Origin of the sequence: Geminicoccus roseus DSM 18922 (assembly GCF_000427665.1) — a bacterium.
In the GTDB taxonomy this organism is placed as follows: Bacteria; Pseudomonadota; Alphaproteobacteria; order Geminicoccales; family Geminicoccaceae; genus Geminicoccus; species Geminicoccus roseus.
Window position 1 is genome coordinate 1,291,615 of record NZ_KE386572.1, and the last position, 10,794, is coordinate 1,302,408.

General features: G+C 65.2%; 9 protein-coding genes and 2 pseudogenes. 1 reads left to right on the top strand and 10 read right to left on the bottom strand.

From position 1 onward, the window contains the following. Positions 1-2 precede the first annotated feature (2 nt). The 6 genes from GEMRO_RS0107230 to GEMRO_RS0107255 all read right to left on the bottom strand — a co-directional run bounded on the left by GEMRO_RS0107230 (position 3) and on the right by GEMRO_RS0107255 (position 5,868). Positions 3-761 carry a GntR family transcriptional regulator gene (locus tag GEMRO_RS0107230; RefSeq protein ID WP_027133458.1) on the bottom strand — a complete coding sequence of 253 codons (759 nt, stop codon included), beginning with the start codon at positions 759-761 and terminating at the stop codon, positions 3-5. Positions 762-791: 30 nt separating this feature from the next. Further along, the gene (locus GEMRO_RS0107235; protein WP_051328788.1) at positions 792-2,027 is read right to left on the bottom strand and encodes a CaiB/BaiF CoA transferase family protein; all 1,236 of its coding nucleotides are present in this window, start codon (positions 2,025-2,027) and stop codon (positions 792-794) included. 18 nt (positions 2,028-2,045) lie between these two features. After that, on the bottom strand, positions 2,046-3,341 hold the full coding sequence (locus tag GEMRO_RS0107240; protein WP_027133460.1) for a TRAP transporter large permease: 1,296 nt from the start codon (positions 3,339-3,341) through the stop codon (positions 2,046-2,048). After that, positions 3,331-3,840, bottom strand: a complete 510-nt coding sequence (locus GEMRO_RS28190; RefSeq protein WP_051328789.1) for a TRAP transporter small permease subunit — start codon at positions 3,838-3,840, stop codon at positions 3,331-3,333. Before GEMRO_RS28190 ends, GEMRO_RS0107240 begins: the two co-directional genes overlap by 11 nt. 81 nt (positions 3,841-3,921) lie before the next feature. Beyond that, positions 3,922-4,935, bottom strand: a complete 1,014-nt coding sequence (locus GEMRO_RS0107250; protein ID WP_027133461.1) for a TRAP transporter substrate-binding protein — start codon at positions 4,933-4,935, stop codon at positions 3,922-3,924. A gap of 54 nt (positions 4,936-4,989) precedes the next feature. Continuing rightward, entirely contained in the window at positions 4,990-5,868 is an 879-nt protein-coding gene (locus GEMRO_RS0107255; RefSeq protein WP_027133462.1) for a BKACE family enzyme, read from the bottom strand. Positions 5,869-6,057: 189 nt separating this feature from the next. Between GEMRO_RS0107255 and GEMRO_RS33345 the strand changes: the two are divergent. After that, a pseudogene (locus GEMRO_RS33345) lies at positions 6,058-6,667 on the top strand (IS110 family transposase); the annotation flags it as partial. Between the two features lie 19 nt (positions 6,668-6,686). Here the strand turns inward: GEMRO_RS33345 and GEMRO_RS28200 are convergent. The 4 genes and pseudogenes from GEMRO_RS28200 to GEMRO_RS0107290 all read right to left on the bottom strand — a co-directional run bounded on the left by GEMRO_RS28200 (position 6,687) and on the right by GEMRO_RS0107290 (position 10,574). Beyond that, positions 6,687-7,859 (bottom strand): annotated as a pseudogene (locus tag GEMRO_RS28200) (IS3 family transposase). A 468-nt stretch (positions 7,860-8,327) separates the two neighbouring features. Then, entirely contained in the window at positions 8,328-8,795 is a 468-nt protein-coding gene (locus tag GEMRO_RS28205) for a hypothetical protein (protein WP_157505498.1), read from the bottom strand. A gap of 605 nt (positions 8,796-9,400) precedes the next feature. Beyond that, positions 9,401-9,940 (bottom strand): helix-turn-helix domain-containing protein, encoded by a 540-nt coding sequence (locus tag GEMRO_RS32485; RefSeq protein ID WP_157505499.1) that lies wholly within the window; start codon positions 9,938-9,940, stop codon positions 9,401-9,403. Between the two features lie 259 nt (positions 9,941-10,199). After that, a complete protein-coding gene (locus GEMRO_RS0107290) occupies positions 10,200-10,574 on the bottom strand; it encodes a hypothetical protein (protein ID WP_157505500.1) in 375 nt (124 codons plus the stop codon). Between the last annotated feature and the right edge of the window lie 220 nt (positions 10,575-10,794).

A 10,794-nucleotide genomic window follows, 5' to 3' on the forward strand; every position in this document is an offset into this window, starting at 1 on the left:
AATCACTCCGAAGGCGGGGCCGGAGCGCGCCCTCGCGGCGGCTCCGCGGATGAGATGACGGCATGCTCCGCTGTCGGCACGATGGCGTCGTCCGTGCGCTGTGCATCGCGGATCGAGGTGCGCAGGGTCTCGCCGGCGCTCAGGATGTGCTCGCGCATCAAATGCTCGGCCCGCACCGCCTGGCGGTCGATGATGCACTCCAGGATCTTCTTGTGCTCCTGGTTGTACTGGGCGAGTTCCTCTGCCGTGTAGGAGGCGAAGATTGGTGGGTAGACCGAGGGGATCTGCCGGACCATCTGCAGCATCGGTTGCAGGAAGCGGTTCTCGACCGAGTCGATGATGCTCTGGTGAAACACCTGGTTGTGCTGGCGCCAGCAATCGCGGGCATGGTCGTCGAGCGGGCCGGTCTTGCGCAGCAGCTTCTCGACTTGGTCGATCGCCTGACGGGCGGAGCGTTCCGCATCCAGTTTCATGCCGCGCTCGGCGGTCACCCGGCAGGCCATCCCCTCCAAGAGCGCTCGCATTTCGTAGGCTTCGATGATGTCGCGGACATGGAAGGGCCGGACGATGAAGCCGCGGTTCGGGTTGTACTCGAGAAGGCCGTCCTTCTCGTTGGCGGCCAGGGCCGCGCGCACCGGCGTGCGGGAGACGGCGAACTGCTCGGCCAGGGCCGCCTCACGCAGGTGCTGGCCGGAGACGAACTCTCCGCGCAGGATCATGTCGCGGATGCGGGCGGTCAGCTCTTGAGAGGTCAGTTTCATGCGGTCTCCGGATCGAGATGCGGGCGGTGCCTAAATAGCACCCTTGCCGCGCAACTCTTCTATGTGCGCCGCATCCAGGCCAAGCAGGCCACGCAGCACCTCGTCGGTATGTGCACCCAGAGCCGGGCCCAGCCAACGCACGGCACCGGGCGTGCCGCTCATGCGCGGGATGACGTTCGGGATCGCAACCTCCCCTGCCCTCGGATCGGTCACGCGCAGGATGTTGCCGCGCGCGGCATAGTGCGGATCGGTGAAGATCTCGTCGATCCCGTAGACCGGGCCGCACGGCACTTCGGCGCCTGAGCAGCAAGCCAGCACCTCGTCGCGCGGCATCGACCCGGTCCAGTCAGCAACCATGCCGTTGACCTCGCCGCGCCGCTCGATCCGCGCCTTGTTGGTGGCGTAGCGCGGGTCATCCTTGAGCTCCGGACGACCCATGACGTCGGCCAGCCGGCCGAAGATCTTGTCGTTGGTGCAGGCGATCGCCACCCAGCGGTCGTCCGAGGTCGGGTAGTGGCTGTGTGGGACTACGATCGGGGTCTCTGCACCCTCGCGCCGGCGCACGAAGCCGAACCGGTCGTAGGCCGGCGCCACCTCGTCCAGGATCCGGAAGATCGCCTCGTAGAGCGCCATGTCGATGACCTGGCCCTCGCCGGTACGGTGGCGCGCCTGCAGCGCCATCTGTACGGCAAGAGCACCGTAGAGCCCGGCCATGTAGTCGGCGAGCGTGGCCGAGCCAGGCTGCGCCGGGGGCCGGTCCGGCTCGCCGGACAGGAACGAGATGCCGCCGAACGCGTTGGCGATCCGGCCAAAGCACGGCCGGTTGGCATATGGTCCGGTCTGGCCGTAGCCGGACACGCGCAATAGAATCAGCTTCGGGTTGACGGCCGACAGGACGTCCCAGCCCAGGCCCCAGCGCTCCAGCGTCCCTGCCTGGAAGTTCTCGCACACCACGTCGCTGACCCGGACCAAGTCCTTGAACAGCTTGGCACCTTCCGGCGTGCGCAGGTCCAGGCAGACTGACTTCTTGTTCCTCGCCTCGCTCAGCCAGACGAGCGTATCGCCGCACTCGGTTTGGGTGCCCAGGCGCCGGGCATGGTCGCCGATCTTGGGCAGCTCGATCTTGAGCACCTCCGCACCGAACTCGGCCATGATCGTCGCGGCATAGGGAGCAGCAATGAAGGTGCCGATGTCGAGGACGCGCAGGCCCGCCAGCGCGCCTGTAGGGGCTGCTTCGACGGGTTGGGTTGTTTCAGCAGAGGTCATGATAGCGGTTCCGGCAGGTCAGTAGCTGGCCAGGATCGGGAAGGCCCAGACGAGTGCCAGCAGCAGGCACTGGAGGAAGGAGAAGGGCCAAAAAGCGTTGAAGATCGTCTCGAGCGTGATGTGCGGCGGAGTCACGCTCTTCATGTAGAAGGCGGCCGTGCCGAACGGCGGAGTCAGGTAGCCGATCTGGCAGGTGATCGCGAACAGGACGCCGAACCAGACCAGGTCATAGCCCAGGCCTGTCACGACCGGACCGAAGATCGGCACGGTGAGCAGGCAGATCGCGGTGCCCTCCATGAAGGCGCCGAGGAACACCCAGATCGCCAGCATCACGCCGATGATCGCCCAGGGCGGCAGGCTGGAGCCGAGGAACAGGTCCTTCACGAAGCTGGTGCCGCCCAGGAGATTGTAGACTCCGATCAATGCCACGGCACCGAACACCAGCCAGAGCACGATGCCGGAGGTGCGGATTGTCTGCATGGAGACATCGGCCAGCATCGACCAGGTGAGCTCGCGGCGCAGCGCCGCCACCAGGATCATCGCGGCCGCCCCCAACGCCGCGGCCTCGGTCACGGCGGCCACGCCCAGATAGATGCTGCCCAGCACCCCGGCACCGATCAGAAGCGGCATGACGATTCGGCGCAGCAGCGCCAGCTTCTCCCCTAGCGGCATGTTGCGGCGCTCGTCTGCAGGCGGCGGGCCCATGGCCGGGTTCAGGTGGCAGCGGACCAGGATGTAGGCGATGAAGCTGCCGGCCATCAGGAAGCCCGGCAGGAATGCGGCGGTGAACAGGTCGCCCACCGAGACGTTGGCGGTCAGGCCGTAGATGATCAGGTTGATGCTGGGCGGGATCATCGAGCCGAGCGCGCCGCCCGCGCCGATCGTGCCCAGCGCCAGCTTCTCGTCGTAGCCCATGCGCAGGAGCTGGGGCAGGGCGATCATGCCGAGCAGCATGATCTCGCCGCCGACCACGCCGGTCATCGCCGCCATGATGATCGCGACCACCGTGGTCATTGCCGCCAGGCCGCCCGGTCGCCTGCCCCCCCAGACGCTCATCGCGTCGAACAGGTCGCGGGCCACCCCGGTGCGCTCCATCATCCCCGCCATGAAGATGAAGAATGGCAGGGACACGAGCACATAGGTGTTGATGAAGCTGTAAATCCGGCCGGTGATCAGGATCAGGCTGCTCAGCCGGTCGAAGTCCAGGATGAAGAAGGTGGCGATGATGCCGGTCACCACGCCGAGCGGCACGCCCAGCACCATAAGCAGGATCATGCCGCCGAACATCAGGACCGTGATCAGCTCAATTTCCATGAGCGACCTCCAGCCGGCGCGCCGCCCGCATGAAGTTCACGACAGCCTGCAGCAGCAGGAGCACGCAAGCCAGGAACAGCACGCCGCGAACCAATGCGGGCAGCGGCACGTCCCAGGCCGAGCCCAGCGTCTCCGGGCGCCACCGCCCGCCGCGGAAGCGGAAGATCGACGCTGCGGCCTGGAGCCAGGCAGCATAGCTCAGCACCAGCGCCCACAGGATCAGGAGGGCAGCGGAGAACAGGTCGATCATGCGCCGGATCTGTGGACCGAACCGGTCATAGACGAAGGTGACGCGAATGAATTCCTGGCGTTGCAGCACATAGGGGCCCGCCAGCACGAAGGTCAGCGCGCACAGGCTGGTGGTCAGCGGATGCACCCAATTGGTTGGCTGGCTGAAGCCGTAGCGCGCGATCACCTCATAGGTGGAGATCGCGATCGCCGGGACGATCAGTGCTGCCGCGAGGGCGCCGGACGCCTTCGACAGGCGGTCGATCCACATGTCGCGAAATCCTGAGAGAGAGGCGAGAACGCATCCAGGCGAGGAAGGCGGGGCAGGGACCTGGGGCCCCTGCCCCTCCGGTCAGAGCAGGCCGATCTGCTGCATGAAGGCGATGTGCGCCTCGTAGGCCTTCTTCGCGAACTCGCTGCCTTCGGCATATTCCTTCACCGCCTCGGCGGCGATGCCGCGCAGCTTCTGGCGTTCCTCCGGGGACCAGTCGATCAGTTCGACTCCCTCGTCCGCGACCACGCTCTTGGCGGCCTTCTGGTCGTCGATCAGGGTCTGCGCGTTCATGTCCGCCGCGAACTGCCTGGTCGCGGTCTCGACGATCGCCTTCAAATCGTCCGGCAGTTCGTTCCAGCGGTCCAGATTCACCGAGATGTCGCAGGCCGGCATCGAGCTGATCCCGGGATAGAGCGAATATTTGGCGGTCTGGTACAGGCCCACCTGGGCGTTCTGGCCGAGCGTGCTGTAGTCGGTGGCGTCGATCACGCCGGTGCTGAGCGCCTGGAAGATCTCGCTGCCAGGCAGCGAGACGACGCTTGCGTCAAGCGCGGAGAACACTTGGCCTACCACGCCGCCGGGTGCGCGGATCTTCACGCCCTTGAAGTCTTCGGCGCTGCGGATCGGCTTGCGCGCCGGGATCGATTCGGCCTGCCAGAAGGACGGACCCACGAAATGGACGTTGTAGTCCTGATAGAGTTCGCGGGCGATCTCGGTGCCGCCGCCATATTCATAGAACATCTGGAACTGCAGCGGCGTGTCGTAGCCCGCCATGAACGAGCCCAGCACGCCGAACGCCGGATCCTCGCCCGCGAAGTAGCCGGGTGAGCCAAAATGCCCATCCAGGATGCCCTGGCCAATCGCTTCCAGGGTCTGGTCGGCGGCAACCACCGAATCGACCGGCATGACCTCGATCTTCAACCGGCCGCCCGACATTGCGTCGACATTCTTGGTGAAGTCCTCGAACACCTTGTTGGCGGTCGAGCCCGCCGGCATCAGGGACTGCATCTTCCAGTTGATGGTCTCGGCCTGCGCCGCCGAGACCGAGATGGCCAGTGACAAGGCACTGCCGAGAACTGCTCGCTTCCACATGTTAGCCTCCGTTGCTTTTGTTTGATCGATGTCGTCGGAAAGCCCTTGGCTCCCTCAGTCAGGGATGTTCAGCATCGCCCTGGCCTCGCTTGGCGTGGCGATTTCCCGTCCGCAGGCCTTCGCCAGATCGACGATCCGGCGCACGAGTTCGGCGTTGGTGGGGGCGCTCAGCTCCGTATAGGGATCGTCGCCGATCCCGATCGCCACATGCCCGCCGGCGTGGATCGCCTGGGCGGCGATCGGAAACAGGTTTCCGGGTTTGGCATTCACGGTCCACTGGACCGGCCGGCGCTTTGGCAGGAAGTCCAGAAAGGCGCGCAGCCCGGCGGCGGTGGGCGGATGGCCGCCCAGGATGCTGCGGTCGGTGTGGACCAGGAGCAGGTAGGCAGGATCGTCCAGCAGTCCCATTTCCTGGAACGCCTCGACATAGCGCAGGAACGGGATGGCCCAGCAGGCGAGCGCCGGCTTGACGCCGATCTCGCGAAAGGTCTTCGCGAAGAAGAGCAGCGTCTCGGTGCTGTTAACGTAGCTTTTGGACGTCGTGGTGAACCGCTTCGCCACCGGGTCGTAGACATCGATGTTGGTGCTGCCGATGTCCATCGACGCCAGTTCCGGGCGGAGCGCCGGATCCTGGACCAGGCGCCGGATGTGCGCGACGCGCGCCTCGTCCCCCTGCACGGTGATCTGGCCCAGCGTGGAATGGATCAACAGATCGCTGTTGTTCCGGATGGCGCGGATCGTATCGGCATAAATGTCATAGCCGTGCGCGGGCGAGCCGTCCGGCTGGCGGGCATGGAAATGCAGGATCGAAGCACCGGCCGTGCGGATGGCAGCCGCATCCCGGCCAATTTCTTGGGCCGTCCAAGGCACGTTGGGGTTGCCGTCGCGCATTGCATACTCGTTGACGCGAACTTCGATGATCAACTTCTCCACGCCGCGCTCCGTCGTCGCCCACACACCTGATCGCAATGTGGAGTACAGTTACTAGAAATTGCATGCAATAGCCCAGTTGCGTATCCGAACATGCAATGTTGTCTGCCGTGGTGGAGAGGCATGGCGGATCCGTAGTTGCCGTGTTGCCCGCCAGCTCCCGTGATCACGACAGCAGGCGGAGGCGGGCTAATGAGGGTGGTGGGTTCGGACATCCACCGCGTGTTCGCCGAGGCGGTGATGCTGGACGACGGCAAGATTTCCCGGCTCGGGCGCGTCGGCATGACACGCGAACATCTAGGAGCGTTCGCAAGGTAGCTTGCGCACGACGACCATGTGGTGGTGGAGGCGACCGGCAACGCCACGGCGGTTGCGGAGGTGATCGGCTCACATGTCGGCCGGGTGGCGATCGCCAATCCATCCATCGGCAGGAGCCGATGGATCCGCTTCCCGCAGGGACGCTGGCAAGGAGGCCAGCGAGGGCCAGGTGCGGCTGATCGCCGAGGCGCGCATCAAGACCGACGTGATCGACGCGACCATGCTGGCACGGCTGTACGCGAGCGGCTTCCTGCCGGAGGTCTGGGTGCCGGACCAGCGAACCCTGGCGCTGCGGCGGCAGGTCACCCGGCGCAACCAGATCGTGCGGCAGCGCGCCCGGCTGAAGACCATCATCCAGTTAATCCTGCATGCCCATCTGGTGCCGCCTTGCCCGCACGCCGACCTGCTCGGACCCAAGGGCCGTGCATGGTTGCTGGGGCAAGTGCTTCCGCCCGACGAGCAGGACGCGGTGGCCCGTGACCTTGCCCCCTGATTGGCCCCGTTCATAACCAGAGTCCGTTCTGGTCGTGGTCCTGTCTGGACCGGGTTGCGAACTCGTTCGGGGTGAGGCCGCCGAGGCTCGTGTGGGGCCGGTGGCCGTTGTAGTCGTCCCGCCAAGCATCGATGGTCCGTCGCGCCATGAGCAAGCCCCGGAACACGTGCTCATTGAGGCATTCGCCGCGGAAGCGGCCGTTCAGGCTCTCGACGAAGGCGTTCTGGATCGGCTTGCCCCTGCACCGGCTCCTGCCGGTGCTCCCTTCAGGATCGGATTGCCGGTCTGCTGACCGGCAATGGTGCGATGTAGTGCCAGGCGACGTCTCGCTCCTCCTGCCAGAGCAGGATCGCGTGCGACGTCAGCTCGGTGCCATTGTCGCTGACGATCTGCAGCGGGCGGCCGCGCAACTCGACGATCCGGTCGAGTTCGCACACGACCAGCCGGCCCGACAGAGACGTGTCGGCGACCAGTGCCAGGCACTCGCGGGTGAAGTCATCCACGACCACCAGCACGCGCAAGCGCCGGCCGTCCATCAGAATGTCGGACACGAAGTCGAGCGACCATCGCTGGTTCGGTCCCTGCGGCAGCGTCATCGGAGCGCGGGTGCCGGGAGCCTGCTTGCGACCGCCGCGACGCCTCACGGTCAGCCGTTCCTCGCGGTAGAGCCGGAACAGCTTCTTGTGATTGAGGGCGACGCCCTCGCGCCTGAGCAGGATGTGCAGCCGCCGATAGCCGAACCGCCGACGGTCCGCCACGAGCGCTCGAAGCCGGCTCCGCAGGCCAGCGTCATCCGGCCGGATCGACGCATAGCGGTACGTCTTCGGCTCCATCCCGATCAACCCGCAGGCACGCCGCTGCGAGTAGCCCTTCTCCTCGATCGCCCAGGTCACGACCGTTCTCCGCGCGCCGGGCGTCAGAAGTTTTTTCCCAGCGCCTCGCGCAGCGACGCTACGTCGAGCATCGCCTCGGCCAGGAGCTTCTTCAGCTTACGGTTCTCCTCGTCGAGCACCTTCAGCCGCCGGGCGTCCGACACCTCCATCCCGCCGTATCGCGACCGCCAGGTGTAGAACGTCGCATCGCTGATGCCGTGCTTCCGGCAGATCTCGGCAACCGGCAGTCCGGCCTGACCCTCCTTCAGGATCCCGATGATCTGCTCCTCGCTGAACCGGCTCTTCTTCATCGTCCGTCTCCTGATCGACGGACCCTAGCTTCAGACCGAGGGCATTTCAGGGGCAAGGTCACCAAGCATGCTCGCCGACACTCAGGACCTCTATCTGTCCCTGGCCTGGAAGCCGTCGACCAGCGAAGCCCGGAGTCTGTGCAACGAGGTCCTCTCTCAGGTCCAGCGCCATTGGCAGCGGAATGGGACGGGCAAGCAGCCGATACCGGGCGCCATAGGGACCCAGGCAGCCGTGGGAGGGTTCTGTGGAGACTTGATGGCTGCGCTGGCGGCTTACCCGCGCCGCCGCCTAGTTCGTCTCTGGAGTCCGAAGAGCTTCAACGCTGAAGCATCAACCGGCGTGCCGGGGACCGGTTATCGCGCCGCCGCCGCCGTGCGAGAAGCGCTCATGAAACTAAATGGATCATAGACTTAGATCATGCAGGCAGCAAGGTTCCTGTCCCTCCGCCAGTTCCAGAAGCTAAGCTATCAGCACAGCCCGCTGAAGCACGGCCACGTCTTCTTGACCCTGAGCTTCAATCTGAACTCGCAGGCGGTCGCGAGGACCGGCTTGTTCAGATCGACCTCCACGAATTGGCCTCTGATCTCCTTGCGCACCTCCATGCTGCGCCAGCCGGCCTGAGCGGACCAGTGGACGCCAAGCTGGTAGCCGACGGTTGCAGCCGCTTGCCAGCTCTCGTCCGAGCTGCCGCCAAAGCCGCCCAGATCCGCTGCAGCCGTCAGGAACCAAGCATCGGTGACCTCATAGCGTCCACACAGGCCAAGCAGCGGATCGGCCCAGTTATCGTCGAGATCGCAGCTTCGGCTTTGGGCTCGCCCGGGTTGGAGCGTCAGGCCGACGTCGAGCGAGAGGAACCTCGTGCCGACCATGAGATCGAGGGAGGCTTTCTCGGTGTCCACCGCGCGCCAGGCTGCATCGGTCGAGATCGCGGACATCTTCGTGTCCATCTCGGTGCCGGACCAGAGCGCGCCCAGGGCATCGCTGGCAGTGGCTCGGGGCGCAGCGAGGCGAGCCGACCTTCAGCAGCTTGCATGGCGCAGCCGGGGTTGGCGCGAAGGGATCGCGGCAGCAGGGCCCCGCTGCCTGATTATGGTGGTGCGTGCCGCACAGACCCTGCGGATGCCGCCAGCTCGCGCCCGGTAGGACGTGCCGCCAGCGCGCCAGCCCCAGCAGCAGCCGGGAACGCCGGGCGGGACGAAGACGAGCGAGCCTGCCGATATCAGTGGCAGAGCAGGGTGCGGGTAGTCTTCAGATCGCGGCGGCGGTTCGGCCGGAACGACATGGCCGGCCGTCTTGGCGCAGACGGCCATGTTGCGGCTGGTGGCGGGTGTCCGGTCGATCCAGAAGCCTTCCCCGCTTACCTAGTGCGCCGGGGCCTCCTCCGGACAGCGAACGTCCGGTCCCATGGGAAACATGCCATCGGCCAGCCAGACGATGCCGAATCGTCGAGGGTTTGAACGGCAGGGTCTGCCGCCATCGCTTGCATCGCCAGTCCTTCCGCCACGCTGGTCCAGCCGCGCCGGAGGCGTGCTCTGGGACGTCACCGTCTGCTTGATGAGGTGTACGGGAGCGGTCCGATCCGATCGGCTGCCAGTCCTATGCCTTGCCGGCCATCCATATCGACCATGTCGGCAGACGCTCGATTGCCATGTCGCGCCAAGCATATCCGGCGGCAGGTGCGCTGCGTCATACCCTCCCAACGATGCAAGGCGCGGACAAAGTGCGCAGTGTGCCGATAGATTAACGCCCGCGCCACCGAGCCCACCGGCTTGTCCGACCCGGCGAAACGGTGGCAGGCCTGCCTATGGCGCCATGCCTCGACCAGGGCCTCGAAGGACATGTCGAGCCCAGCGAGGCGCCGCTGCAGGCTGCATAGCGATAGGCTAAGGGTGCCAGCGGCATTGACCAGCGAGGAAGCTTCACAAAGCGCTGCGTGCTCGATCACCCACAAAAGCGCCGCCGTCAGCCTATCGTCGTCGCTCCGCACATGATCCTGTGCAAGCGGCTCCGCCGACAGGATTGGGTGCCCGAGCGCCCATAGTGGGTTCGGCCGATCGAGCCAGGCGCGGTCGAAGCTCATCTCAAGGCAAGCGCCGGACCCGAAGGGATACCTCTGCCCGGAACCGATCCCCACAAGTTCGGGCGGGGCTTGCGCTCGGTGCGGCAAGTACACGTGATGGCCGCCTTCCGCATCCCCGCCGACCGCGCGCAGCGCACGGATCAGGAACGCTGCAATCCCGTCGTTCAGCACCTGAAAGGGGGCAGAGGTGGTTGCTCGATCTCGAACAGGCGGATCAGCTTGGTCCGTTCTGCAAGACAAGCCGGTCGGATGACCGCGTTCAACACATGCTGCGAATCACCCAGTTTGGGCATTGGACATCCGGCAGGCATATCTCTCGAATCTTGAGAACACGCTGATCGATCTTGTCGATGTACTGGTCGATCGGCGTCTGCTCCGAGACGGTATCGTCGCCACCCAAGATCTCGACGACAGCGGGATCTGGCACGGCCGTGAGTGCACCACCCCCGCTTTCTTCAGTGACCCTCTTCTTCTCAGCCATGAGCTTTTCGATGTCTTCACCCGGTGTGGAGCAGTCGACCCGATCCTCGGACTGGGCTTTGGCTTGCTCCTCTTCTGTCGACATGGTGCAGCCGCCGGCGGAGCCGATGATCGATAAGATCAGCAAGCTGAACTTGAGATTTCTTGCATCCACGACCGTCTCCAGATCTACTGCATCATCGCTGGCTGTGCTGACTCATGAACGACTTCATCCGGATTATCGTGAACCCATGAGGCTTTTTGAAGTCGGTGTGGGGGTTTTCGGTAGCGTCCTCGTCCTCAGGCCGGCCTCTCTCAATGCAGCCAAGACGCAATGCAGCCAAGACGCACTGCGCCGCCCGGAGCAGTGCGCCAACTACGCCGAGCAGAATGGG

Coding starts and splice junctions, on each gene's coding strand:
- GEMRO_RS0107230 (WP_027133458.1), bottom strand. CDS start 761: ATGAAACTGACCTCTCAAGAGCTGACCGCCCGCATCCGCGACATGATC.
- GEMRO_RS0107235 (WP_051328788.1), bottom strand. CDS start 2,027: ATGACCTCTGCTGAAACAACCCAACCCGTCGAAGCAGCCCCTACAGGC.
- GEMRO_RS0107240 (WP_027133460.1), bottom strand. CDS start 3,341: ATGGAAATTGAGCTGATCACGGTCCTGATGTTCGGCGGCATGATCCTG.
- GEMRO_RS28190 (WP_051328789.1), bottom strand. CDS start 3,840: ATGTGGATCGACCGCCTGTCGAAGGCGTCCGGCGCCCTCGCGGCAGCA.
- GEMRO_RS0107250 (WP_027133461.1), bottom strand. CDS start 4,935: ATGTGGAAGCGAGCAGTTCTCGGCAGTGCCTTGTCACTGGCCATCTCG.
- GEMRO_RS28205 (WP_157505498.1), bottom strand. CDS start 8,795: ATGTCCGCGATCTCGACCGATGCAGCCTGGCGCGCGGTGGACACCGAG.
- GEMRO_RS32485 (WP_157505499.1), bottom strand. CDS start 9,940: ATGAGCTTCGACCGCGCCTGGCTCGATCGGCCGAACCCACTATGGGCG.